Origin of the sequence: Vibrio salinus (genome assembly GCF_021272385.1) — a bacterium.
GTDB lineage: Bacteria > Pseudomonadota > Gammaproteobacteria > Enterobacterales > Vibrionaceae > Vibrio > Vibrio salinus.
Genome location: NZ_JAJSDZ010000010.1, coordinates 406,616 through 432,283 on the forward strand (window position 1 = coordinate 406,616; position 25,668 = coordinate 432,283).

Here is a 25,668-nt window from a genome sequence, read left to right on the forward strand (position 1 = left end):
CAGAATGAACTTTTTATTTCTCAACTTTCACCGGGTGGGTTTTAACGACAATCATCAATATCTCCTTACTCTTTTAAACTCTTAAAAATTCTAACCAACATTTATTGCTATAGCAAATGGGAAATAAGATTTGCATTCCTTAGAGTTGTGCTGAACCGGGAAATGCATCTATGTTCATTAATGTAAGATCAGGCCTTTTTAAAAAGGAAGATCAATATCTTATTTTTATTATTTAATGTTCAGTTTGGTTCTCCGGGCAAGTTATACGGGGCGCAAATCATTAGCTTTGCACTATACTTAATTTCAATTAAATGGTCTGAGTGAATATCAGGTGATGTATGGTTTCAGTTGTGAAAAAAGTACAACCCACTTTTACCGTTAAACTGGTTTTAATTGTTGTTGCTATGATTTTGGGTGTTATGGTTTTGGCACTTTTTACCTGGAAAGGTCTGGATAATGTGCAAAAATCCTCTCATTTTGTATTTAAAGTCGGAGAAGGAAAAGATCAGATCCGGCAGCTTCAGTTACGAATGATTTTGCTGGAAACGGAGGGTGACCAGAAACTTGCTGAAGTTGAACAGCAGGAGAGTATAAAATTACAGCAACTGGCCAAGTTTATTGAAGATGCTAAAGCGCGGTCATATCTGAATGATATTCAGGTTGAATTGAAGAAGTATAGTCGGCAACTTCAGCTAACACATCAGGTGGAAAAACAACTGGGAGACGATAAAAGCGGATTGATTAGTGAACTGGATAAAATCGGATCTAAGTTGGAAGAAAGTCTTACCGGTAAACGCAGTGCTTTGAGACAATTTACTAAAATGAGGCAGATGGAAAAAGAATTCCTGTTGTCCCCCGAGAAAGCGCTTGTTGCCAGATTGGATTCGCAATATAAACAATTAGAAAGAGCAGCAAAACGGGGACGGGTTTATGTTCCGAATAAGGCTGTTTTTCAACAATTTAAACAGCAGCTTGATTCGATGAAAATACTGGCAATTTCCTATCATACTGAATCCGGGAAACTAAAAAAAATACAGGAGATATTCGGAACATTAGTCATCGATACCCTGAAGTATATGGAACACGATCTTCAGGTTGTTGCTCAGAAAAATTCGGTAAATTCCGTTAAGAGTGCAGAGCTGAGTATTCTTATCGGTACCCCTGTTCTGGCCCTAACTTTAATGGCAATGCTGTCATGGATTGGTATCGGAGTCAGGCGGAATCTGGGTCAGGTGGTTAAACTAATGAAGTCCATAGCCAGTGGTGACTTAACACCACGGTTGCATCCTAACATGGACAGAAATGACGAGTTTGACCAGCTTGCTGATATGGCAAATCAAATGGCAGCGGATCTACAGGAAATCATACGGCGGGTTGTGCATACGGGTCACCGTCTGACGGAAATGTCTGAACAGCTTGATAAATCAATCTGTACGATTGCTGAAGCGAATACTGAGGTTTCAGAGCAAAGTTCGACGCTTGCATCATCAACGGAAGAGATCAGTGTAACTACTGATGAAGTGGCGAATACCAGTGAAAATCTGTCGGCGTTATCAAAAGATGTTCATACCATTGCAAATAATAACGAACAGATGATTACTGATGTTGTCAGCGCCTTGGGAAATGCAACATCTCTGGTCGGGGAAGCTAACAATAGTTTGGAAGATCTGGCTGAAAAATCGAAAAGTATTGATCAGGTTGTTGAGTTGATTAATGGCATTACTGAACAGACCAACTTATTGGCACTTAATGCGGCTATTGAAGCCGCAAGAGCAGGAGATGCCGGACGTGGCTTTGCTGTTGTCGCTGATGAAGTTCGCGGACTGGCAACACACACTGTGAAAGCGACTTCTCAAATTACTGAAATTGTTGAGTTGATTCAGGTTCAGGTCGATGAGGTCTCCGAAACGACAATGCGTAGCTCGAAAGGCGTTGATAAAGCCAGCGAACTGGGTGAAGAAGTTCATCAGTCAATACAGACTATTGAAGAGCGGAGCGATGAAGTCTCTGAAGCCGTACAACAACTGGTTGTAGCAATTACTGAAATTGCTAAAACAAGCCGCGATATGGCAACGAGGATGGATTCGATTGCTAAAAATGTGGATTCCAATAGACAGGCCACACAACAGATATTAGGTGTCGTTGAAACGATTAATTCGGATGCCCATGAATTAGATAGACTGACACAACGTTTTACTTATGAGTAGTTGGATAATCCATACTTCATGGACTATAAATTGTTTGTTATTTATTTCAATTAAAAGTGCAATTAATTGCTTATTAACTGATACAAGCCACGATTTTAAGGAAACAATATTATGCGTGTGATAGAAAAATTAGCGAAATCGATAGTTGCTGTATTTCTTACCTTACTCGTTGGCATGGGCATAGCCCAGGCTCAGGAACGATACATTTACGTAACTCATGGACAAAGTGGAGACGCGTTCTGGGATGTCGTAAAAAATGGAGCTCAGACTGCCGCTGGTGAACTTGGTGTAATATTGGATTACCGTTCACCTGCACAATTCAGTGGCGCAGAAATGGCGAAGATGATCAATGAAGCTGTTGCCAGTAAACCCGATGGGTTGGTGGTTTCTATCCCTGATGCTGATGCGCTTTCAGATGCAATTAAAAATGCTGTAGAAAAAGGTATTCCTGTCATTTCAATTAATTCCGGAGAAGATTTCTCCAGTGAATTCGGTGCTATTATGCATATTGGACAGAGCGAGTATGCTGCGGCGGAAAAAGCAGGTATCTTTATGGGAAAACATGGTGTCACGAACGGTTTATGTGTCAATCATGAACCCGATAATGTGGGGCTTCTGGCGCGTTGTGATGGTTTTATCGAAGGCCTTGGAGGTAGTGGGGATGTTTTAGACGTCTCATCGAATCCTCAGCAGATAGAAACCGCCGTTGAAAATTATCTCAAAGAACATCCTGAGGTTAATGGCATACTGACGTTATCAACATTAAGTGCTGAGCCTTCGTTAAAAGCAATTGCAGCAAGTGGAAGCAGTGTAAAACTGGGTACGTTCGATTTATCAACTGATGTCCTGCAGAATGTGTCTAAAGGAAGGATTATGTTTGCACTTGACCAACAGCAATATCTTCAGGGATACATGCCCTTGGTTGTTCTTCATAACTATAATCGTGCGGCGTTATTACCTTCTGAAAATATTCAGACAGGACCGAATATGATTACGCAAGACAAAGCTCAGGCGGTTATCGGCTATACTCAGGAAAAAATGCGCTAGAAAGACGGTTAGCCTGAAATCCTGTATATAACAAATGATGTTTAAAAGCCATTCGTAAACGAATGGTTTTTTTTTAAACGACAAAATAAACATCAAATGCTACCCGAGGAAGGATTCAACTGGTCAATCTGTTATTCAGTAATAAACTCTGCTTCGGAGTATTGAAAATATGGCGAAAATAGTAAGAAAGACATCATGTTTCCGTATTTTCTGATACAAGGAATGAAGATTAATTGGAGAGATCAATGGGTTATTATGATATCGTCATATACGACTTATTGATTAACCATTTATTATGAGGAATTACCTGTGCTTTCTTTTTCTCGATTTCTTCTTTGCACAACAGCAGTATTAGCCTGTGCGACACAAACGGTTTTTGCAGACCCTAAAACGCCGGGTACTCATGCCGGGCTCAGCAGCACCGATATGATTCAGGCCAGCCAGAGTGCAACGCTAAACTGGGTTACTGTTGATCAATTGACTCAGGAACTAAAAAATAAGCCACCAATGGCAGTGGGTTTCGATATTGATGATACGGTATTGTTCAGCTCCCCGGGATTTTATCATGGGCAGCAGGTGTTCTCGCCAAAAGGATACAGCTATCTTTCAAACCAGAAATTTTGGGATAAAATGAACTGTGAGTGGGATGAGTTCAGTATGCCAAAAGACATTGCGAAAAAACTGATTGCTATGCATCAGCAACATGGCGATGATATCTATTTTATTACAGGCAGAACCGGATCGTCCTGTGAGATCACCACGAAGTACCTGAAAGATGCTTTTCATATCAAAAATATGCATCCGGTCATCTTTGCGGGGGCAAGCCGGACGGTTTACACCAAAACAGCACCAATCAAAAAACACAATATCAAAATCTATTACGGGGATTCTGATGGCGATATCATTTCGGCTCAAAAGGCCGGGGCTGAAGGGATTCGTGTGATACGGGCAGCGAACTCAAGTTATAAGCCAGCACCTAAAAATGGTATTTACGGAGAAAGGGTGATGGCCAATTCTCAGTACTAAGCGTTTTGTTATTTAAATAGACAGCCTCTTTCGTTGGCCCGGAAGAGGCTGTTTTCAGTTATGCATCTGGTCAGTATTTTATTTTATTGATTGAACATATTGAGATTAAATAGCTATTTTTTGTGGGTTACGTAGTTTACGGGGGTGGTGATTTCATCTGAGATGGATTCTCCCCGGAGTACTTTGTTGATAGCATAAATACTTTGATATCCCATCTGATAAGGTGACTGAGTAATATAACCTGTTAGCGCCCCTTTTTTTAAGCCATCTACAATGAATGGGGCCTTATCAAAACCAAGATGAACGACATTTTTATGTTTCTCTGATGATCTTAACGCAATCATTGTTCCTATTGTTGTTGTATCATTAGGCGTGAAAATTCCATCGATATTCTCTGCTTTATGGAGAGCCGATGTTGCGTTTCTTTTGGCACTTCCAACAATGGTTCCGATGTAAGGACTTGCTACAATTGTCAGACCTATTCTCTGTGCTTCTTCTATAAATCCGGACTCTCTGGCATCCGTTGATACGACGCCTTTTTGTAACCGGAAAAGAACAACGTTGCCTTTTTTGCCTAATACATCGGATAATTTCTGCGCTGCCAGCTTTCCGGCGGAATAATTATCGGTTTTGATTACCGCAGCTCTTTCTCCACCGGTATCTCTGTCAATATAGATGGCAGGAATCCCCTGCTTTTTCAGTCTGGAAACATAACGATTAACGTTTGAGTTCGATGGCGCAATAACGATGCCTTCACAGTGATATGCGCTGAGAAAGTTTTGAGCGATTTTAATCTGGGTTGAGTCATCATTGTCATTAACTGTTCCCCGGGCATAAATCATATAGCCAAGCTCATCTCCAGCTTTTACTGCACCATCGACTATTTCTGACCAAAACGCCCTTGAGGTACTTCCAGACAGAACCAATATCACACATCTTTCTGCTCTGACCGGTACGGAAGTAAAAAGTAAAGTCAGCAGGCTTAGTATGATTACTGTCTTACTTATGGGCATAGAAACGCCTTGATTTTATAGGTCATTTAATGAGTATATACCATGAGTTAGGTTTTATGAGAGCGAATGCATTTTTATGTTCTGGTTTATATCGGTGACAACTCTGAGTGAAATGAATGGCGCTATGACACTGAAAATTATTTTCGACTTTTGGGAATTTGGGAAATTGTTCAGTTTACGAATGTTGTCAATGATGGCAGACCGATGTGATTGATGGGATGTGTTTTCTTTATTTGCATTATGTAAATATAAATGATAATAATTTGCATTATAATTTATAACAACAGTAAGGAGAACGTTATGTCACACCAATTCCCTGAGTTACCTTATGCCTATGATGCATTGGAACCTTATATTGATGCCAAAACGATGGAAGTACATTACGCTAAGCATCACAAGACATACTATGATAAATTCTGTGCAGCGATCGCCGGAAGTGATCTTGAAAATCAGACTATGGAAGATATTTTTTCGAAAATTTCAACGTTGACACCGGCTATTAGAAATAATGGTGGGGGCTATTATAACCATATGCTTTATTGGAATTGCATGTCGAAAAATGCGTTGTCAGAACCGGAACCGAAAGGGCCACTTTCTGAGGCAATCGTTAAGACGTTTGGTGGTATTGAAGCATTCAAAGAAGAATTTTCTCAGGCTGCTATTAATACCTTTGGTTCTGGATTTGTCTGGTTGGTGGTTAAGGATGGCGAGCTGTTCATTACTTCAACCAGCAATCAGGATAATCCTCTTATGGATATTGCGTCAGTTCAGGGGCAGCCTGTGTTGGCTCTGGATGTATGGGAACATGCATATTATCTGAATTATCAAAATCGCCGGCCCGATTATATTCAGGCATGGTGGAATGTGGTGGATTGGAAAACCGTGGAGGAAAATTATCATTCTGTCTTGTGAATTGGTTGGTAAATGAAAAGCCAGTAATTTTTTTACTGGCCTTTTCGGGATCAGTATTGCCTAAATATCCAACGCCGCATGGTGGCCCTGATAGACGGCCGTAGTAATAGTGGACACTTTTACGCAGTCACCGATTTGGTGAACGATTGGTGCGCAATCCCACAGTTCGTCAACCAGTGTTCTGCGTGAACGCTGACCAAGCGCACATAGAACGCTGGTGCCATCAAGTGTAATTGTGTCACCATTCTGTGTTTCGCATATCACGCCATTGTCGCTTATTTCCATTGCTTTATGGTTTTTATAGACTTCAATACCACAGTTCTCTATTTCACCAAGTAGGATTGGGCGGTGACGGATATTGGCATCCGGGGACAGCTCCGAATTCATTTCGACCAGTTTGACGTTTTTACCTTCACGGGCAAAATGAATGGCAGCTTCGCACCCGGCAAGTCCGCCGCCAAGGACAATAACGTCATTGGTAATGGTATCAGTGTGATGATGATAGTCATTAATGGTGACAACGTTAGCCCCATTGATACCTTTGATTGGTGGGACAAACGCTTCGGAACCGGTTGCGATAACCATAACATCGGCATCAACGGTTTCTGCATAAGCTTTATCTACCCTGGTATTCAAACGGATATCAACGCCTTCGTCTTCACATAATTTACCCAGTGTGACACCAAGCTGATACATTTCATATTTGAATGGGATAGCTTGTTCACCAATTAAGATTCCGCCGAGTTCATCACCCATTTCACAAAGGATAACATTGTGACCTCGTTTGGCCGCCGTCAGCGCTGCCTGCAATCCACCTGGGCCACCACCAACCACCAAAACTTTCTTCTTAATCCGGGCTGGAAGAATTTCCAGTCCGTCTATCTCCCGGCCAATCATCGGGTTGACTGCGCACCGCCGGGTTCCTGTTTCTGCCCGTTCTGCCATGCAGACAAAACAACGTAGGCAACGAACAATCCGGTCATCCTGATTGGTAATTACCTTAATTGGTAACTGAGGATCGGCAAGTAATGCCCGGGCCATTTCAACAATATCCGCTTTTCCGGAAGCGATGATGTCTTCCATTTGAGCCGGATCGTTAAGACCACCAATGGTGGCTACAGGAACACTAACATGCTTTTTAATAGTTTCAGCCAGATAGACATTGCTGCCGTGTGGTAGGAACATGGATGGGTGAGTGACACCGAAGCCACGTTGGTAAGTACCTGCTGACACGTGAAGTAAGTCAATACGGCTTTCCAGAAGCTTCGCAATTTCTACTCCTTCATTCAGGTCGTAACCACCATCAAACAACTCAGAACCGCTCATCCTGAACTCAATAGGAAAACCCGGACCGACGGCTTTACGAACACTGTCCAGTACTTCCTGAGCAAAACGAACCCGGTTTTCAAGAGAGCCACCGTATTTATCTGATCTCTTATTGAAATAGGGAGACAGAAACTGATTGACCAGCCAACCGTGTCCGCCGTGAACCATGACCATTTCAAAACCGGCTTTTTTAGCAAGAGCCGCTTTTTCACCGTAAGCTGCAACGATTTCGTCGATAAGTTCCTGAGTGAGTGCTTTAACTGCTCGGCCATCAGGGCGAGTACCATCACTGGGACCCCATTGATTCAGACCGGCTTTTTTGTCTTTATCGACCAGATAAGTACCGGCGTACTGACCGCTATGAGAGAGTTCTACACTGGCTATTGCACCGTGACGACGAATCGCATCCGCAGTGTAGGTGAAGCTTGCCAGTGAATCCGGAGTCTGAAGGTCCAGATGGTACATGTGAGACCCTTCAGTTTTAGGGTGGACAACCAGTTCACTGACGGTAACGGTTGCCGCTCCACCTTTCGCGCGGTTTTCGTAAAAAGCGGTTGATTTTGGACCTATGGTACAATCTTTTGTGATGTCAGTACCGCCCATTGGTGCGCCGAACATACGGTTTCGGAAATATACGTTACCAATTTTGATTGGCTTGCTTAAATTGGGATATTTTCTTTGCATTGCTATTGTCCTGAATTCTTAATTAGTTTCTGCAAGAGAGCTTGCATTAGATTTTTTTGTGATAATTCTGTAAACGTAAGTCAGTACTAAACCAACAATGCAGAAGCCGATACCGATTAAGAAAGCACCTTTATAGCTGTTGGTTGATGCGTGTACGTGATTCATGATGTTAGGTGCGGTGTAGCCAGCAACAGCGAAGCCGGCAAACATAATGCCGAAGTTAACACTGTTGTTTTTCGGACCGTATTGGTCTGCAGTCAGACCCGGGAATACGCCCATAAATGCACCGAAGCAGATACCGATAATAGAAATACCGGTATAGAAAATAGAGACATCGCCAATGTTTGTGATATATAGCAGGTATAGTCCAATAATGGATAAAGCACATGCAACGGCCAGTGTATTAACACGACCGATTTTGTCTGATAGCCAGCCGGCAATAATACGGCCCATTACATTAAACAGAGCAAGGGTTGATACTGCCGCTGTTGCTGCCGCTGTTGACATACCGACCATACTCTTTGCTAATGGTGACGCTAATACAATGCACATAAGTCCGGCAATAGCACCACACATTAGAAGACAGATTAAAACGTAGAATGTTGGTGTGTTAAGCATTTCTTTCCAGTCTTTATCGGGAGACTGGTTTGTTGCATGCGATTTTCCGGGCGTCCAGCCGTCAGGTTTGAAGCCATCAGGGCATTTATGAATAAAAAATGAACTGCCACAGACAATAATAGTGAATGCGGCACCAATAATTTTAAATGCTGCGACAACGCCCATTTCTGCGGTAATGGCGGCTGCGATTGGTGCGACGATGACTGAACTGATTCCAAAAAGTGCTGTTGTCAAACCGCCGACAAGACCACGCTTATCCGGGAAGAATTTAATCGATGTACTGATGGTTGAACCGTAAACCATTCCCAGTCCAAGGCCTAAGACAAGACCATATGAAATGACTAAGTGATCGATATGCGTTGCAAAACCCGACATAAACATACCACCGCCGAACATTAATCCGCCCACAAAAATCACGGTCTTAGGACCAAATGTATCGTTGATTTTTCCACCGGTAATCATTGTGATGGGACCCACTGAGTTACCAACGATAAACACGATAGCAAGATCCCGCGCCGTTAAATGAATATTATTTAACATACCAAGATGTGCTGCCATCGGTGCGGCAAACACACTCCAGGCATACATGGATCCAAGACATAAATTAATAAAACAAGCTGCGATCAGTATCGACCACCTTTTTTTTGTATAGTCCATTTTGTTACCCCTTGACCTGATTTGGGAAGTTTATGTGTCTGTTTGATGACATTTGTCTACCCTATGTTTTAAAGATTAATTATTAAAATATGAACATGTAAATATTGACATGTTTGTTGAGACTGGATCATTGTCATAAATCATGTTTGTTGTTGGAAATTGGGCCTTTTGTTATGATTCGGACAACCGAATAGGTAAGGGATAAAAATGAGGGTACTAAAGTACGCAATTTTAGGATTGCTCAATCGTCATCCGATGACGGGGTACGATATTGGTAAAGAGTTTAACTATGAACTGGCTGAATTCTGGCATGCGAAACACAGTCAGATTTATACGGAATTAAAAAAACTTCATAAGGAAGAACTGGTCACTTTTGATATTGAGATTAGTGGCGATATTCTGGAAAAAAAACAATATTCGATCACCGATAAAGGCCGGGAAGATTTGATTTACTGGTTGCATAAAGATGAGTTGATCGGAAAAACTGCGAAAGACGTATTTCGTGTCAGAATGTATTTCTGTAATTTTCTTGATCTGGATGCCAGGATAGGACTTCTTGAAAGTCAGAAAATGCAGCAAACAAAACGGATGAATACTCTGATGAAAACGGCTGAGCAATACCCTGAAGTTCCTCTGGCAGATAGCGATCGTTTCGGGGATTATATTATTCTTGAAGGGGCGATCATGCGACAGAAAAGTATCATTGCGTGGCTGGATAAATGTATTGGTTACTGTCAGAAAGCACAAGAAGAGAAGAAAGCCTGATATCAAGATTTTTTAACAAAAATGGTGATGAGTTAAGTTACACTCATTCCTTTCTGAGCATTGAGCAGCGGGACTATGGATAATTATCGGCAGGTTTTTTTTAAGGTCATAGGCATTAGTCTGGCCTTTATCTGGATTTCTTCATGTACTCACTCGAGAATCACTTCAGATAATTCACCCGGGGTAGTTCAGAGTGGTACGATACGGGCAAAAGATATCAGTGAAGCAAGTGGTCTGGCGGCATCCAACCATAGTCCGGGGGTTTTTTGGATAAACAATGATAGTTGGAATCCTGCTTCTTTATTTGCGATTAATGCGCAGGGCGATAAGCTGGCTGAGATTCGTGTTAGCGGAGAAGTTAATACGGACTGGGAAGATTTGGCAACTTTTCGTCACAATGGTAAATCGTATATCGCCATTGGCGATGTTGGTGATAATGATTCAAACCGAAGGTTGGTTTCTCTGATTTTTATTGAAGAACCTCCGGTAAAAGCCAATAAAACAAATCAGATTTTTGTCGTCAAACCTGTATGGAAAGTTAACTTTCAATATGAAGATGGCCCCAGAGACGTTGAATCTGTAGCCATTGATACGAATCGTGGAAAAATTTTATTACTCAGTAAGCGTGATGAAGTGCCTGTTCTTTATGAATTACCTTTGGTTTTTTCCAGTAATGACAAGCCGATAATTGCCAAGCGTTTGGGAGAAATTAAACCATTACCAAAACCTCATGAAGCGTATTTTCGTTTGCTGGATGTATTAGGTTTGACTGAGTGGCCAACAGGTATGGATATTTCGCCGGATGGTAAATATCTGGCAGTCTTAACTTATGGTGACGCGTATTTGTATACCAAACCTGATAATTCGGATTGGCTGAATGTGATGGAAAAAAGCCCTACGGTTATTCCTTTACCGGAACTGAAACAGGGAGAAGCCATTGGTTTTGATAAAATTGATCAACATCTCTATATCACAACTGAGAAGTTACCGGCTCCGGTTATTTGTGTTGATATTCACAAATTTCGTTCGGAAAATATGTTGTTAACGAATCAGGAAAAGAAAGAGAGCAGTTTGTAGGCGGATGACAGTAAAGGGAAAAAGAAAGCGCGATGTTATTTTCGCGCTTTGTATTCAGTTTCAATGAGTTGTTTTTATTTATGCCAGTTGAGTTATCAGGGCATCGGTAAATTCTGAGGTTGAGCTGGTTCCCCCCATATCCCGTGTGAGTGCCTCTTTTTGTTTCAGTACCCGCTCAATACCCGCCAGAATATCATCGTGGATGGCGTCATAACCCAGATGCTGCATCATCATAGCTCCGGCCCATACTGCACCAATTGGATTAGCAATGTTTTTCCCTGCGATATCCGGTGCTGATCCATGTACAGGTTCAAACATGGAAGGGTAGTTTTTTTCCGGGTTGATATTGGCGGAAGGCGCGATGGCGATGGTGCCGGTGCAGGCCGGACCTAAATCTGACAGAATATCACCAAAGAGATTGGAACCGACAACGACATCAAAGTGTTCCGGCATCCGGACAAAATTTGCAGTAAGGATATCGATATGGAACTGCTCTGTCGCTATGTCCGGGAATTGTTTTCCCATTGCGGCAAATCGGCTATCCCAGTACGGCATTGAATGATACAGGCCATTTGATTTTGTTGCAGATGTGACGCGTTTTGCATCACGACGGGATGCCAGTTCAAATGCGTATTTCAGAATACGGTCAGTTCCTTTCCGGGTAAAAATACTTTCCTGAGAGACGATTTCATCTGCGGTACCTTCATACTGGATACCACCAACCGATGAATATTCGCCCTCTACGTTTTCTCTTACCACATAAAAATCGATATCTCCGGGTTTTTTGTCTGCCAGAGGGCATGGGATACCATCAAACAAACGAACCGGTCTGAGATTGACGTATTGTTCGAATGAACGGCGAATTGGTAATAATAATCCCCATAAAGAGATATGATCCGGTACACCCGGATAGCCAACAGCACCCAGATAAACAGAATCATATTGGCGTAAAGTGTCCAGGCCATCTTCAGGCATCATCCGGCCGGTTTTATGGTAGGTTTCACATGACCAGTCAAATTCAGTCCACTCAATATTGACTTTATATTTTTTGGCAAGAATATTTAAAACCCGGATTCCTTCCGGAATCACTTCTTTACCAATTCCATCTCCGGGAATGACGGCGATTTTTAACGTTGACATTCTATTTTCCTTTTTAATTACAGGCTGCCGATGTGCCATGCTTTCACTTCAAGGTATTCTTCTATTCCTAAATTGGAACCTTCTCTACCAACACCCGATAATTTTATCCCACCAAAAGGAGAGGAATCCATTGATATTACCCCTGAATTTAAGCCGATCATGCCGAATTCGAGATTTTCACCTACATGCCATGCTCTTTTAAGATTTTGAGTATAGTAGTAAGCCCCCAACCCGTAAGGCGTTTCATTGGCAATTTTCAGTGCTTCTTCGTCGGTGTGGAACCGGATTAACGGGGCCAGCGGACCAAAGGTTTCTTCAGTTGCCGGTAGCATATCCGTTGTGACATCTCTTAAAATGGTAGGAGTGACAAACAAATCATCACCTGATGGAATTTCACCATAGGCAATTGATGCTCCCTTCTGCAATGAATCTTCAATGTGAGCTCTTACTTTTGCTACTGCATTTTCATTAATCAGTGGGCCAATGGTAACGTTTTCTGCGAAACCATCACCTACTTTTAACGTCCGGACGGCGTTGACAAGGCTATCCGTGAATCGATCATATATTTTGTCATGAACCAATACGCGGTTGGCACAAACGCAGGTTTGTCCTGCGTTTCGGAATTTACTTATCATCAGACCTGAAACTGCTTCATCAATATCGGCATCTTCAAACACAATGAATGGAGCATTACCGCCGAGCTCCAGACTGAGACGTTTTACTGTTGGAGCACTTTGCGCCATTAACAGACTGCCGACTTTTGTTGAGCCGGTAAACGTCAGTTTTCGGATTATTTCACTGCTGGTGAAGGTTTCTCCGATGCTTTTAGCATTGCCGGTGACTACATTAAAAACACCTGCAGGTATTCCCGCCCGGTCTGCTAACACAGCCAGTGCCAGTGCAGACAGAGGCGTCAGGTCGGCTGGTTTGACGAGAATAGTACAACCGGCCGCGATTGCCGGTGCGCATTTACGGGTAATCATAGCGGCCGGGAAATTCCATGGTGTAATTGCTGCGCATACTCCAACGGGTTGTTTTACCGTCATCAGACGCCGGTCAGAGGTCGGCGCAGGGTGAGTTTCGCCATTGATTCTTCGTGCTTCTTCTGCAAACCATTTTATAAAACTGGCTGCGTATGTGATTTCTCCTTTTGATTCCTGAAGTGGTTTTCCTTGTTCAAGTGTCATAATCCGGGCTAAATCATCCTGATTATCCATCATTAACTGGTACCAGTTAGCCAGTTTGGTTGCCCGTTCTGTGGCCGGGGAAGATTTCCATGTTTTCCAGGCGGTATTTGCATCATTTATGGCTTGCCTGACCTGATCAACAGTCAGATCGGGAACCGTTGCAATAATTTTTTTACTGGATGGATTAATAACATCGATAGTGGCATCATCTTTTGCTGAGCACCACTGTCCATTTATATAAGCGGTATCAACAAGCAGGGATGGGTCGGTAAGAGATGACTGTATCTGAAGGTCTATCATAATAACTCCAATAAGACGGCTGAGCTCTTAAAATATCAATAAGTAAGTGTGGATATGGGGAGATGAAATATTCATTCCGCACAATGTACCGGGATAAAACAGGCCGTGCAGTGATTTATGTCGACTTATTAAGAGCTTTTGAGTCTTTGGTCACAGACTCAGGCCGTCAATGGTGACTTCGCATGCTGCTGACTAAGGCAATTTTACGAAGTATTGAGGGTACTTCAGAATAATGTTCTACCCAAATCATACTGAGCCCGAGTTCATTCGCATCCTGTTCTTCTAACAGCAGAGCCAGTTTATCCATTGTATCTTTCGTTTTCGTAACAGAAGGGGTTTTTTTAATAAAATAGTGATTGAGATGCTTTTCGGTGTTTTTTCTGTTGGCAACGTCAAGCAGACGCCGGAGATTTGGATCCGTCAGGCTCAGACCTATAAATAAGCAGGTATTCTGGCTTAATTTGTTTAGCTGAATTAGGTTTGACCAACTGAAGGGTTCTGTGAAGTGGCTATGATAGGCGTCTTCACTAAAAATAACGTCCATAGTCGGTGATAGTTTCCCTTTTCTTGGCAGGTAACCATGTACGTGATAAATAGGAAGCTGATTTGGTGAATTTCTGAAACCTTCACCATAGATAGCCTGATATTTGATGTTCTGCTCGTCCAGGTTTTCTTCCAGAAGTGCGTCGAAATTGAATGTAATGATAGAATCGAGTGGGTTTCCATCCCTTTGAGGCCGGGCCAGATCAACAATAGCCTGCAAAACTTCGCAAGTTTCCGGATTGGAGATATAAAGTGATTGTCTTAGTTCTTTTAAAAAGTCTTTACCCAGATTATTTTTTAAGTATTTACCGACCACTAAAGCAGAGGGAGAATACTTGGCATGAAAACGGTCTGCGTCATCGCTGTTGATTTCCAATCCGTGAGAGGCGGACATTCGGGTAATCATTGCTCTTAGCATATGAATCAAAAGGTCTTTCCATGCCGGAACTCCGGCTCCTATTGATATTCCTGCTCCACAAACCAGAGTCAGCCGTCCTTCATGCAGTGCTTTAGCAAGATCGTTAATTTTTTTATCTCTTGCCTGTACCTGCTGTTCCTCTCTCAGTGCATCGGAAAGCACAGTTGTTTCAATGAGTTTATCCGGTTCGAGCTGTTCAACCAGCCTTTTTATTCCATTTGTGATATCGGAAGAAATGTCAATATATTTGTATTGTGAGAGATAGGTCGGTATTGGCCCTTTATCTATGATAACGGGAATGATCCGTTGTTCCTGTTTGGACAGATCGTTTAAGGCAATGGCCGAGAATTCATGAATCGAAGTTTTTGAACTGGCTGAATTGCGGCTGACAAGCAGAATCAGAACGTCTGCTGTTTTGGTATTTTCCTCGATACGTTTCAGATAATTTTCCCCGGAGCGCATAGACCAGGTGTCATACAGGACATTATGTCCGGCTGCAATCAGAGCCTCGTTAATTAAGCCTGCCTGTTCTTTATCCTGAGGGTTGTGGCTGATAAAAATCTTCATGCTGATTATCAAATTGTTCTTGTGAGGAAATAGTCATAACTTAATGATAGTTCAGCATATCGGAGGACTGCGAACAAATATGTGAATATTCGTTAACATTATATGAATATTTGATGATTAAGCTATTGTGTTTACTTGATTTATTTTACTGAACCGGTCTCTTCTCCGGTAGAGAGGCGCTCTAAAGGGCTCTTTTAGATAAGTTAATACGTTATTAGGAAACGGACTGTTAATTGTGTGTTTTATATAAGACTTTAGGTGGAAATTAAAAATAACCGATTGACAATAGTGATTAATTATTTTTCTGATTGTTAATTTAACCTACTGATTTTTATCGTGCATATTATATCAATATGCATAAATATGTTTATAAATGAACTTAATATTTAAATTTTGGTCTCAATTCAGTATAATCCGCCGATTATCTGGATCTAACGTGGATGAAATTTCTGAAAAATGTAAATTTTTAGAAATTAAATAACATAAATATAACATCCATATAAAGCAACGACTGTTTAACTTCCAGATAAAAACGATTCTATATTTTAAGGAGACCAAATGGAGTTTTTAGAATCCTTTTTTGGAGTGATAGGAGATCTTACGTGGGGATGGTCACTGGTACCATTTTTGGTAATCTTCGGGTTATTCTTCACGGTTGTAACAGATTTTGTTCAATTTAGATTTTTTAAACGCATGTTTAGCGTTTTATTCCAAAAAAATCAGACAGGTGATAAAGATTCAATCTCAGGCAGAGAAGCGTTATTGCTATCTGTTGGTGGGCGAGTTGGTGGTGGTAACATTGCCGGTGTGGCTGTTGCTATCACATTAGGTGGTCCGGGAGCAGTATTCTGGATGTGGGCAATTGCCTTAGTTGGTATGGCAACCAGCCTTGTAGAGTGTTCTCTTGCACAGTTATACAAACGTAAAGATGGTAATTCTTTCCGTGGTGGTGCTGCCCGTTCAATTGTTCATGGTTTAGGCAGTGATTACCGTTGGTTAGCCTACCTGTATTCTGTTTGTCTTGTGGCATCGTTTGCTCTTGGTTTTAACGCTTTCCAGGGTAATACGGTAGCCGGAGCAGTTCAGGACAGCTTAGGTATTGATCGTCTGTATACCGGTGGTTTTCTGGCGGTAATTGTCGCGTTTATCATTTATGGTGGTATCAAACGTATTGCGAAAACTGCGGATGTCGTGGTTCCTGTCATGGCTGTTGGTTATGTTGCCATTGCACTGGTCATCATCGTGATGAACATTACTCATTTACCGGATGTTCTTGTTAGTATCTTTAAAAATGCATTTGGTATTCAGGAAGCAGTAAGTGGCGGTATGGGTGCGGCATTGGCTCAGGGTTTACGCCGTGGTCTGTTCTCTAATGAAGCGGGTTTAGGTTCTGCGCCAAACGTAGCGGCGACCGCGGATGTTCCTCATCCGGTCACACAGGGTATCACTCAGTCTCTTTCCGTATTTATCGATACCATTTTGGTTTGTAGCTGTACTGCATTTGTTATTCTGTTAGGCAAAGTTTATGTTCCGGGGGCAGAAAATATTGATGGTGTTGTATTAACGCAGCAATCCTTAGTATCACATCTTGGCTCATGGGCTCAGTATTATCTGACGGCAGCTATTTTGCTATTCTCATTCAGTTCTGTTGTGTATAACTACTATCTGGGTGAAAACGCGTTAACGTCGATGACATCAAGCCGAATTGCTATTCATATTTTGCGTATTGCCGTTGTTATTATTGTTTTTGTCGGTGCTGCAGCTCCTGGTGCGACAGCTGTGTTCTTCTTCTCTGACCCGTTGATGGGCATTCTGGCTATTGTTAACCTGCTTGCATTAATCATGTTGTTCCCAACCGCTTTACGCTTGTTGCACGATTATCGTGATCAGCTAAAGCAAGGTGTGGATGAACCGGTATTTGATCCTGCTAAATTCAGTGATTTGGATATTGATACAGAAGCCTGGACGCACGTTAGTCCTGAATCTGAAAAAGACGATGAGTCAGTTAAAGCTGATTTAGCTTATACTTCTTAGTGTTTTTCCTGAATTGGTTTAATAAAAAAGGTCAGCGATGCTGACCTTTTTACTTTTTATAACGGATAAAAAATTATTTTTCCTGTTCCTGAGTATCTGATGCCGAGCCTGTTGCTGTTGCTGGCAGTTTATTGACATCCTCTGCCGCCTGATTCACTGCATTTTTTACATCATTCTGAGCATTACCAACCGCATCGCTGGCAGATGTCGCTGCATCATCCGTTGTTGCAGGTACTTTTGCCATGCCATCTGTTTCATCCGTTGGGGTAGCAGATTGCGTTGTTACTGTGGCGGCTCCAGGTTGAGGATGAGTCTCTGTCTGAGCCGATTTTTTTGAATCGTCACAACCGGTTAATGCAAGTGCCAGTGTTAATGCACTGATAGTAAAAATTGTTTTTTTCATGTTAAATCCTTCCCAGATTCTCGTTTGGAATAAATGATATTGACGCCGGGTATTATTGAAGACCAGAGGGTTAAAAACGTCATATTGATGTCATTATTCAACTTGGTGCTGTAAATGGAGTGTTAGATTTTGGTCAGATTTTTTGACCTTGCTTATGGGGGTTCCGGACGTTGAAAGAAAAAAGCCGGTAAAACCGGCTTTTCTTGAATCCATTGTACTTATCTCAGTTAAATGAAGATTTCACCTAACATATAACCGACACAGCACGCACCGATGACGCCGATAAGGCCTACGGCCATAAATGAATGGTTAAAGTACCATTTACCTATTTTGGTGGTACCGGAAGTATCGAAGTTGACGGTAGCGATATCGGATGGATAGTTTGGTATGAAGAAGTAACCGTATACTGCGGGCATGATACCAATGAGTAACGCCGGATCCAGACCTAAACCTAAACCAACGGGTAACATCATCCTGGCAGTGGCAGCCTGAGAGTTTACGACTACTGATACAATGAACAGTGCCAATGCAAACGTCCATGGGTATTCCGTTACCATCCCAATGATGCCTGCTCTGAATTCAGGAAGCGCGTATTTAAAATAAGTATCTGACATCCATGCAATACCGAAAATAGCGATGGCTGCAACCATTCCTGATTTAAATACAACACCATCCGGGACTTTTCTGGGATCGGTTTTAGTTATCAACAGTATCAATCCACCGAATGCCAGCATCATCATTTGAATAATCACAGACATCTTGATAGGTTTTTCACCATCAACAATGGTTCTTATTTCAGGGAACATGGCAATAAAAACAATGGTTACCAGAGCCAGAAGGAAAATCATAACGGAGTTTTTTGCCGCTGGCGGAAGGTGTTCATCCAGAGAAGTGGCTGTTGTTGTCAGAATTCGTTCTTTCCAGACTGGATCTTTGAGACGGCGTTGGTATTCTGGATCATCTTCCAGCTCTTTACCTCGTCTCAGGCTATACAGCGCCATAAACAAAGTACCGCAAAGTGTTGACGGAATTGTTACCATGAGAATTGAGACAAGACTAATGTCCGGATTAATATTGGATAACTGAGCTAAGTAATACACAACGGCTGCTGAAATTGGCGATGCCGTAATTGCCAACTGAGATGCAACGGAAGAGGCTGCCATTGGACGTTCCGGTCTGATGCCATTTTTTAATGCGACGTCACCAATGATAGGCATAATTGAATAAACAGCATGTCCGGTACCTAACATGAATGTGATGGTAAATGTGACAAATGGCGCAATTAACGTCACGTTTTTTGGATTTTTTCTTAATATTCGTTCAGCAACCTGAAGCATGTATTTAAGACCGCCTGCAGCCTCTAATACAGATGCACAGGTGACAACAGCCAGAATAATTAACATTACGGTGATTGGAGGAGAAGTGGGAGGCATACGGAAGACGAACACTTCAACGACCAAACCAATACCAGATACAACCCCAAGACCGATACCCCCATAACGGGAGCCAATGTATAGCATTAACAATAAGAAGAGGAACTCTAAATATAACATATTGCTACCTCAGCACTTTGACATGAAAGAAAACGTTACGGATTCAAACACCAATATAGATAATGTCCTGATATTTACGATAATTGTATATAGAATATGTTTTAAATATTGGTATAGATCCCATTATTTCTGAGAATAAAAAGAAAACGATTAATTATCTTTTTCAATTCGTATAAATATTTAAAATTATTTATTTTTATAAATAAAAAAGCGCAACGGCTACAACAGAAAAACAGGATATGCGTATTTTTTGGTACCAGATCTTTTTATCGCTGTTTGCACTCAGTTTTAGTGCCATATAACTTAAAAATACGCCCCAGACGCCACGGGTTGATTGCGCAACGTTTGCTTCGACAACGCCGCTTAATGCAAAACCGGTAACCAGTAATGTTGCCGCAATAATCCAGGTTATCGCTGCCCATTTCATATGATAGATTCCGGTGACAGGGACTTTAAAAACCGGGACAAATGGTAAAAGGCAGATAGCGCAAAACAGATAATTTATCGTAATGCTAATGATTGTTCTTTCTATTCCCGATGTGCCTTTTAACTGTAATGTATAGGCTGTGATACCAAGGTCTGAGAACCCATAGCAAATACAAGCGCCGATAATTAACAGCCCGGGTTTTACATCCAGTTTTCCTGACATGGTGGACATCCGGTAGGCAAGATACACTATCAGTCCCATGGAGGCCCATTGCTGAATCGACAAATGTTTTTCAAAGAGAATCAGGCTAACGAATGCCAGCGTTGGTACTTTGAGAACCAGTAACGGTGAAACGACAGATGTATCGCTAATCTTTATTGCAAAGATAAGTAACAGCTGACCAATAAGGTAAGGAAGATTAGCCTGTATTAATAAATAGATGTCCTCAACTTCAAAATATTTCCAGTAGCCTAATGTAATTAATGGAATTAAAAGTATTAATCCCATAGCGAGGTGGGTCGCTATAATGATTTGTTTCGCATTATATTGGTGTCCGCGTTGTGATACTTGAGTGATAAAATAATTCAATGCTTGAAAAAAAGCGCCAATGAGACTTGCGGTAATTCCTATCATTTTTTAGGCCTGATTATGAAATTAATGTCATTTCATTATGGAATATATAGATTGAGAGGCATTACTTTATTATTCTGAAATAAAAATAAATTTTCACAATATATTAACAATGAAACTAATTTTTTAATTCTATATTCATGTGGCCGAAAATATTAGTCTTTTTTATTAATAGAGAGTGTTTAGAGTCACAAATTATAAATTTTTTAGAAAGAGCAATAAAAAACAGAAAAAAGAATTTAAATTTTGTTTATATGATTAAATTATTTCCACAGCTGTCGATATATAAAAGCAGGTGGTTGCATATTTTTTACTTACATAACAACGATATATTCATCAACTATACTATTAGGTATCAATGAACAAAAGATTCTTTGGTAGTATTTGAGGCTAATATAACTTGAAACAACGCAATAATATTCAGAATGAAAATGAAGGAAAGCATTATGCGCTTAACTCTAAAATTTAAGGTTGTTCTGTCGATGGTGGTTGCCATCCTTCTTACAGCGATGACGTTGGTTTTTATGAGCTATCGTTCTTTTGAAGACAATAGCTGGAAAGCCATCAATAGCGAGACGAAGAATTCATTAGAAGCTCATGCTCGGGGAATTAGTGACTGGTTTTACGATAAACAATCAGCCATTGAAGGAATGAAAGATGAGCTGGAGCGAAACCAAGATTTTGATGTTGTTCCCCATTTGAGGCAACTCATGAAATCAGGTGGGTTCGGTCTTAGTTACTACGGTAATGAAAAAGGTGAAATGTATCGTCAGGATCCGTCACTCAATAAAGCGGGTTATGATCCGCGGGTTCGTGGGTGGTACAAGTTGGCGATGAAAGAAGGCAAAGCGGTTACTACTTCACCTTACATTAGTGTAACGATGAAAGCATTGGTTGTGACTCTGGCTGATCCTGTCCGGGTTGACGGACAAATTATTGGTGTTGTTGGATCGAATCTGGCGCTGGATAAACTAACCAAAGATGTTCTTTCTATTTCTTTTCCAGGGAATGGTTACGCGTTTCTGATGAATCAGAAAGGGAAAATTGTTGCCCATCCAAATAAAGATTTTGTGTTGAAGTCCATATCAGAAGTAGATCCTTCACTTTCTTTGAGCAAATTATTGGCTTCTGCGGAAAATAAAATGTCAGTAAATGTTGAAATTAATGGCCGTGATAAAATTCTTGCAGCAGCAAAAATTGACCATACCGACTGGATGTTAGTGTCAGTATTGGACAGAGCTACGCTTCAGACACCTATTAATGCTTTATTGATTAAGCAGTTGCTGCTAGGTCTGGTTATTTTGGCTGTGATGGTGTTTATCAGCTCTTTCGTTGTATCGGCTCAGCTTAAGGGACTAACCCGGGTGACATTAGCATTGACGGATATAGCTGAAGGGGACGGTGATTTGACCCAAAGAATTGAGGTTGACTCTAAAGATGAAGTGGGAATTCTTGCAAATAAATTTAATGAGTTTGTTGGCAGCCTTCATGAAATGATTTCGAAAGTGAAGGATGTAACGTCTTCTATCAATAATAAGGCTGATCTGGCTGCTAATTCTGCAAGTGGCCGAAGTGACAGAGTTAAGGAACAGCAGGACCAAATCACGATGGTAGCTACCGCTGTTACCGAAATGGCGTCAGCAACGGCAGAAATCGCAAATAATGCTGAAAATACAGCTAAAAATGCTAATCAATCAGTCGAGCTGGGAAATCAGGGTTTCGAACAAATGCAGAAAAGCATGACGTCTATTAACGAACTGGCTGAGAAATTAGAAAATTCCGCTTCTATTATCCGGGATTTGGAAAATCATACAAATGAAATTTCCACCATTTTATCTACCATTAAAGGTATTGCTGAACAAACTAACCTTCTAGCACTTAATGCTGCTATTGAGGCGGCGCGGGCCGGGGAGCAGGGGCGTGGTTTTGCTGTGGTTGCGGATGAAGTACGAATACTTTCTCAACGGACCCATGAATCAACAGAAGAGATTCAATCGAAAATTGAAGGGTTGCAAAAAGTATCAAATAGCGCGGTAGGGGCAATGACCCAAAGTCATGACCTGGTGAGTTCCAGTGTGAGTGATTTTACGCAGACCAGTGATCGTTTACAGGAAATGAGTCATGCTATTTCGCTTATCAGTGATATGGCAACTCAGATTGCTTCTGCGGCAGAAGAACAGTCCTTAGTAACAGCTGATATAAACGGTAATACCGAGTCTGTTCGTGAACTCAGTGATGGTCTGGCTCAGGAAGCATTAACCGGTGTTGACGAAGCGCATGAGTTAAGATATCTGGCCAGCGAACTTGAGAAAGAAATTTCGCGTTTTAAATTGTAGTCGGGCTGGTTATCCGCTTCATTAAAAAGAAGGGCCAGGCAAATGCCTGGCCCAGTGTTTTGCAGAATGATTTTTATGCTTCTGCTTTATCTTCTTTCGGTGTTAATAGGAAAGAAGCGATGAAAGCAACGATAAATGCAATACCAAAGCCGATGATGTAGTTCATAATCGATTCACTACGAACAATTGCCAGGCCGGGAATACCAGTCAGACCGACGGAAGTCATTCCTACTTTTGTCCATACTACGTAAGCACCGCCGGCAGCACCACCAATCAAACCACCGATAAATGGCTTCATATACCGTAGATTGACACCGAAAATGGCAGGTTCTGTAATACCCAGAATGGCGGATACGGCAGATGGAAGAGCCAGTGCAGTAACTTTTTTGTCCCGTTTTTTGAACATAACGGCAAAACATGCACCACCTTGAGCGATATTTGCCATTGACCAGATTGGCAATAAAAAGTTAACTGCAATCGTTGGGTCGCCCAGAAGACCAAGTTCAATGGCATGGAAACTTTGGTGAATACCTGTGATAACAATCATTGAGTAGGTGCCACCAAAGACTAGCCCAGCCACTGGTCCTGCGTGTGTGTACAAGAACATTAATCCCTGAGAGATTCCATCACCAACCAGCCGTCCGAAAGGTCCGATAGCAACCATGGACACAAAGCCGGTTACTGCAAGTATGATAAACGGGCTAAGAATGATATCCAGAGCGTTTGGTACAATTTTATGTGTAACTTTCTCTACCTTACACATAAACCAGACAGCAATTAGCATAGGGAATACGGTTCCCTGATATCCGACCATACCCACATCAAAGCCAAAGACTTCTGCGGTAGGATAACCATGGCCGATAGACCAGGCATTCATGAGTGCCGGGTGAGTCAGAATTCCCCCCAGTGTTGCACCAAGAATTGGATTTCCGCCAAAAACTTTTGCTCCGACAAATCCGATCAGAATAGGAAGGATAATGAAAGCTGAACTTGATACCATGTCAAGCAGGTGATACCAGAAGTTGTTTGTATCAATCAACTTATTTGTTGTCAGATAGCCAAGAATCCCCATACATAAACCACTGGCAACAATGGCTGGGATGATTGGAACAAAGATATTTGAGAGTGTACGGGCAACTGCCTGTAATGGGTTGCCTCTGGCGCCCATATTCGCTACTTCTGCAGTTGATGCTTCTGTGATTCCTGCTGCCTGACTAAATGCTTCAAATACCCGGTTTACAATACCGGTACCAATGATTACCTGGTACTGACCATTGTTTGTGAAAACACCTTTAACCAGATCCAGATCTTCAATTGCTTTGGTATCAGCGATACTGGTATCGTGCAGAACCAGCCGCAGGCGTGTTGCACAATGTGCAGCACTTGCTACGTTTTCGGCACCCCCGATCAATTTTAATATCTGCTGAGCCGTTTGTTTTTCCGACATTTTGTTTACCTCTTACAACCATCGAAGTGATTGCCTTATTGCGTAACGGAATCAATGGGTAACCTACAGCCATTATTGGTAGTGAGTTTCCAGGTACTTTGATTCTCTATTAATGTTAATTTTAGTGTTAGCTGTGTTGTTTCGTTATTTATAATGTTTTTGGGAACGTTTGCAGTAGTGATTTTTGTGAAAATTTATGCTTTGGTCAAAATGATCGACTAATTTTTGTGATTTGGATCTCTTAACGCATGGGGTGAAAAACTAAAAATAAGGGTAGAATCACGCTATGGATAAAAATATTCGGTATCGATTCCGCAATTGAGACATATAAGGTAACTGAATGGCGAGCTTACACGATGTTGCGAAATTAGCTGGTGTTTCTAAGTCGACCGTGTCCAGAGTTGTTAATAATGAATACGGTGTAAAAAAAACCACTAAAATTAAGGTATTACAGGCTATTGATGAGTGTGGGTATGTCGTCAATCAGGTCGCTAAGGATTTAAAAAGTCAGCGCACTAATTTAATTGGGGTGGTGGTTCCCAGAATGTCTTCTCACGCTACCGCCCAGGGAGTAGACGGTTTAACAAGAACGCTGGAAAAAGCCGGGAAACACGTTCTTCTGGCAAACAGTCATCAGGCACATGAAAGAGAAGTCGAATATATTCAAATATTTAACCAAAAGAGGGTTGAAGGCATTATTTTCTATGCGACCCATTTAGACGATCAATTGATACAGGCCATTTTACAGTCTAAAGCACCGGTCGTACTTGTCGGTCAGGATGGTTCTTTATTCAATATTCCAAGCGTGATTCATGATGATTATCGGGTTGGTTTTGAAGCGGGTCAACGCTTGTTTAATGCTGGGTGTCGGCATATTGGCTTCTTAGGAGTGCAGAAAGACGATATTGCTGTTGATGAACAGCGTTCATCCGGTTTAATAAAATCACTGAAGATGAATCGATTATCGTTAGAATTTCATGCGCACAGTGACTTCTCCATTGAATCTGGCTATAAACTGACAAAACAATATCTATCCAATTTCCCTGAAACGGACGGAATTTTTTGTGCTACTGACCGTCTGGCCGTTGGTGCCATTAATGCGTTGCGTGAAATGCGCATCGATATTGGTGTTCAGGTCAAATTGTTGGGGGTTGGTAATGATGAACTGTCAATGATCAGTCATCCTCAGTTATCTACTTTTTCATATGCTTTTGAAAAAGCAGGAGAAAATTCAGCATCTATGTTGCTGGACCGTATTGAAGGAAAAGGAGAAGAAATGAGTAAGCTTGTACTGACATTTAAAGATGTTAATAGAGAAACATGCTAAAATAATGTGTATTACATCACATTA

Annotated in this window: 19 protein-coding genes; 9 read left to right on the plus strand and 10 right to left on the minus strand. The window is 41.5% G+C overall.

Translation table 11 applies throughout. The annotated features are described in order from the left end of the window. The first annotated feature begins 338 nt into the window (after positions 1–338). The 3 genes from LRQ06_RS15275 to aphA all read left to right on the plus strand — a co-directional run bounded on the left by LRQ06_RS15275 (position 339) and on the right by aphA (position 4,280). Positions 339–2,207, plus strand: a complete 1,869-nt coding sequence (locus tag LRQ06_RS15275) for a methyl-accepting chemotaxis protein (RefSeq protein ID WP_232767918.1) — start codon at positions 339–341, stop codon at positions 2,205–2,207. 111 nt (positions 2,208–2,318) lie between these two features. Further along, positions 2,319–3,254 carry a sugar ABC transporter substrate-binding protein gene (locus LRQ06_RS15280; protein WP_232767919.1) on the plus strand — a complete coding sequence of 312 codons (936 nt, stop codon included), beginning with the start codon at positions 2,319–2,321 and terminating at the stop codon, positions 3,252–3,254. A gap of 309 nt (positions 3,255–3,563) precedes the next feature. After that, positions 3,564–4,280 (plus strand): acid phosphatase AphA, encoded by a 717-nt coding sequence (gene aphA, locus LRQ06_RS15285; RefSeq protein WP_232767920.1) that lies wholly within the window; start codon positions 3,564–3,566, stop codon positions 4,278–4,280. A gap of 113 nt (positions 4,281–4,393) precedes the next feature. Here the strand turns inward: aphA and LRQ06_RS15290 are convergent, their stop codons facing one another. Next, positions 4,394–5,293, minus strand: coding sequence for a substrate-binding domain-containing protein (locus LRQ06_RS15290; RefSeq protein WP_232767921.1), 900 nt, complete (start codon positions 5,291–5,293; stop codon positions 4,394–4,396). 300 nt (positions 5,294–5,593) lie between these two features. Between LRQ06_RS15290 and LRQ06_RS15295 the strand changes: the two genes are divergently transcribed. Then, positions 5,594–6,205 (plus strand): superoxide dismutase, encoded by a 612-nt coding sequence (locus tag LRQ06_RS15295; protein WP_232767922.1) that lies wholly within the window; start codon positions 5,594–5,596, stop codon positions 6,203–6,205. A gap of 60 nt (positions 6,206–6,265) precedes the next feature. On the opposite strand, the gene LRQ06_RS15300 is transcribed toward LRQ06_RS15295, so the two are convergent. Both LRQ06_RS15300 and LRQ06_RS15305 read right to left on the minus strand, forming a co-directional pair. Beyond that, positions 6,266–8,215: an oxidoreductase gene (locus LRQ06_RS15300; protein ID WP_232767923.1), complete on the minus strand. Its 1,950-nt coding sequence runs from the start codon at positions 8,213–8,215 to the stop codon at positions 6,266–6,268. 18 nt (positions 8,216–8,233) lie between these two features. Continuing rightward, positions 8,234–9,490 (minus strand): L-lactate MFS transporter, encoded by a 1,257-nt coding sequence (locus LRQ06_RS15305; RefSeq protein WP_232767924.1) that lies wholly within the window; start codon positions 9,488–9,490, stop codon positions 8,234–8,236. 207 nt (positions 9,491–9,697) lie between these two features. On the opposite strand from LRQ06_RS15305, the gene LRQ06_RS15310 reads away from it, so the two are divergent. Further along, positions 9,698–10,255: a PadR family transcriptional regulator gene (locus LRQ06_RS15310; protein WP_232767925.1), complete on the plus strand. Its 558-nt coding sequence runs from the start codon at positions 9,698–9,700 to the stop codon at positions 10,253–10,255. A 75-nt stretch (positions 10,256–10,330) separates the two neighbouring features. Next, positions 10,331–11,332: a hypothetical protein gene (locus LRQ06_RS15315; protein ID WP_232767926.1), complete on the plus strand. Its 1,002-nt coding sequence runs from the start codon at positions 10,331–10,333 to the stop codon at positions 11,330–11,332. Positions 11,333–11,410: 78 nt separating this feature from the next. Here the strand turns inward: LRQ06_RS15315 and LRQ06_RS15320 are convergent, their stop codons facing one another. The 3 genes from LRQ06_RS15320 to LRQ06_RS15330 all read right to left on the minus strand — a co-directional run bounded on the left by LRQ06_RS15320 (position 11,411) and on the right by LRQ06_RS15330 (position 15,487). Then, positions 11,411–12,472: a tartrate dehydrogenase gene (locus LRQ06_RS15320; RefSeq protein ID WP_232767927.1), complete on the minus strand. Its 1,062-nt coding sequence runs from the start codon at positions 12,470–12,472 to the stop codon at positions 11,411–11,413. A 17-nt stretch (positions 12,473–12,489) separates the two neighbouring features. Then, positions 12,490–13,959, minus strand: a complete 1,470-nt coding sequence (locus LRQ06_RS15325; RefSeq protein WP_232767928.1) for an NAD-dependent succinate-semialdehyde dehydrogenase — start codon at positions 13,957–13,959, stop codon at positions 12,490–12,492. Between the two features lie 166 nt (positions 13,960–14,125). Then, positions 14,126–15,487 (minus strand): TIR domain-containing protein, encoded by a 1,362-nt coding sequence (locus LRQ06_RS15330; protein WP_232767929.1) that lies wholly within the window; start codon positions 15,485–15,487, stop codon positions 14,126–14,128. Positions 15,488–16,045: 558 nt separating this feature from the next. On the opposite strand from LRQ06_RS15330, the gene LRQ06_RS15335 reads away from it, so the two are divergent. Continuing rightward, positions 16,046–17,521, plus strand: a complete 1,476-nt coding sequence (locus LRQ06_RS15335) for an alanine/glycine:cation symporter family protein (protein ID WP_232767930.1) — start codon at positions 16,046–16,048, stop codon at positions 17,519–17,521. Between the two features lie 73 nt (positions 17,522–17,594). On the opposite strand, the gene LRQ06_RS15340 is transcribed toward LRQ06_RS15335, so the two are convergent. The 3 genes from LRQ06_RS15340 to LRQ06_RS15350 form a co-directional block, all read right to left on the minus strand. Then, positions 17,595–17,924 carry a hypothetical protein gene (locus tag LRQ06_RS15340; RefSeq protein ID WP_232767931.1) on the minus strand — a complete coding sequence of 110 codons (330 nt, stop codon included), beginning with the start codon at positions 17,922–17,924 and terminating at the stop codon, positions 17,595–17,597. Positions 17,925–18,151: 227 nt separating this feature from the next. Then, complete coding sequence (locus tag LRQ06_RS15345; RefSeq protein WP_232767932.1) at positions 18,152–19,477, minus strand: anaerobic C4-dicarboxylate transporter; 1,326 nt, start codon at positions 19,475–19,477, stop codon at positions 18,152–18,154. Between the two features lie 196 nt (positions 19,478–19,673). Beyond that, positions 19,674–20,537 carry a DMT family transporter gene (locus tag LRQ06_RS15350; protein ID WP_232767933.1) on the minus strand — a complete coding sequence of 288 codons (864 nt, stop codon included), beginning with the start codon at positions 20,535–20,537 and terminating at the stop codon, positions 19,674–19,676. 443 nt (positions 20,538–20,980) lie between these two features. On the opposite strand from LRQ06_RS15350, the gene LRQ06_RS15355 reads away from it, so the two are divergent. After that, positions 20,981–22,870, plus strand: a complete 1,890-nt coding sequence (locus LRQ06_RS15355) for a methyl-accepting chemotaxis protein (RefSeq protein WP_232767934.1) — start codon at positions 20,981–20,983, stop codon at positions 22,868–22,870. A gap of 73 nt (positions 22,871–22,943) precedes the next feature. On the opposite strand, the gene LRQ06_RS15360 is transcribed toward LRQ06_RS15355, so the two are convergent. Continuing rightward, the gene (locus LRQ06_RS15360; protein WP_232767935.1) at positions 22,944–24,317 is read right to left on the minus strand and encodes a sucrose-specific PTS transporter subunit IIBC; all 1,374 of its coding nucleotides are present in this window, start codon (positions 24,315–24,317) and stop codon (positions 22,944–22,946) included. A gap of 340 nt (positions 24,318–24,657) precedes the next feature. Here LRQ06_RS15360 and LRQ06_RS15365 point away from each other — a divergent pair, with 340 nt between their 5' ends. Beyond that, complete coding sequence (locus LRQ06_RS15365) at positions 24,658–25,644, plus strand: LacI family DNA-binding transcriptional regulator (RefSeq protein WP_232767936.1); 987 nt, start codon at positions 24,658–24,660, stop codon at positions 25,642–25,644. Positions 25,645–25,668: the final 24 nt, after the last annotated feature.

Coding starts and splice junctions, on each gene's coding strand:
- LRQ06_RS15360 (WP_232767935.1), bottom strand. CDS start 24,317: ATGTCGGAAAAACAAACGGCTCAGCAGATATTAAAATTGATCGGGGGT.
- LRQ06_RS15280 (WP_232767919.1), top strand. CDS start 2,319: ATGCGTGTGATAGAAAAATTAGCGAAATCGATAGTTGCTGTATTTCTT.
- LRQ06_RS15305 (WP_232767924.1), bottom strand. CDS start 9,490: ATGGACTATACAAAAAAAAGGTGGTCGATACTGATCGCAGCTTGTTTT.
- LRQ06_RS15310 (WP_232767925.1), top strand. CDS start 9,698: ATGAGGGTACTAAAGTACGCAATTTTAGGATTGCTCAATCGTCATCCG.
- LRQ06_RS15275 (WP_232767918.1), top strand. CDS start 339: ATGGTTTCAGTTGTGAAAAAAGTACAACCCACTTTTACCGTTAAACTG.
- LRQ06_RS15345 (WP_232767932.1), bottom strand. CDS start 19,477: ATGTTATATTTAGAGTTCCTCTTCTTATTGTTAATGCTATACATTGGC.
- LRQ06_RS15315 (WP_232767926.1), top strand. CDS start 10,331: ATGGATAATTATCGGCAGGTTTTTTTTAAGGTCATAGGCATTAGTCTG.
- LRQ06_RS15350 (WP_232767933.1), bottom strand. CDS start 20,537: ATGATAGGAATTACCGCAAGTCTCATTGGCGCTTTTTTTCAAGCATTG.
- LRQ06_RS15355 (WP_232767934.1), top strand. CDS start 20,981: ATGCGCTTAACTCTAAAATTTAAGGTTGTTCTGTCGATGGTGGTTGCC.
- LRQ06_RS15365 (WP_232767936.1), top strand. CDS start 24,658: ATGGCGAGCTTACACGATGTTGCGAAATTAGCTGGTGTTTCTAAGTCG.
- LRQ06_RS15340 (WP_232767931.1), bottom strand. CDS start 17,924: ATGAAAAAAACAATTTTTACTATCAGTGCATTAACACTGGCACTTGCA.
- LRQ06_RS15300 (WP_232767923.1), bottom strand. CDS start 8,215: ATGCAAAGAAAATATCCCAATTTAAGCAAGCCAATCAAAATTGGTAAC.
- LRQ06_RS15335 (WP_232767930.1), top strand. CDS start 16,046: ATGGAGTTTTTAGAATCCTTTTTTGGAGTGATAGGAGATCTTACGTGG.
- LRQ06_RS15325 (WP_232767928.1), bottom strand. CDS start 13,959: ATGATAGACCTTCAGATACAGTCATCTCTTACCGACCCATCCCTGCTT.
- LRQ06_RS15295 (WP_232767922.1), top strand. CDS start 5,594: ATGTCACACCAATTCCCTGAGTTACCTTATGCCTATGATGCATTGGAA.
- LRQ06_RS15320 (WP_232767927.1), bottom strand. CDS start 12,472: ATGTCAACGTTAAAAATCGCCGTCATTCCCGGAGATGGAATTGGTAAA.
- LRQ06_RS15290 (WP_232767921.1), bottom strand. CDS start 5,293: ATGCCCATAAGTAAGACAGTAATCATACTAAGCCTGCTGACTTTACTT.
- LRQ06_RS15330 (WP_232767929.1), bottom strand. CDS start 15,487: ATGAAGATTTTTATCAGCCACAACCCTCAGGATAAAGAACAGGCAGGC.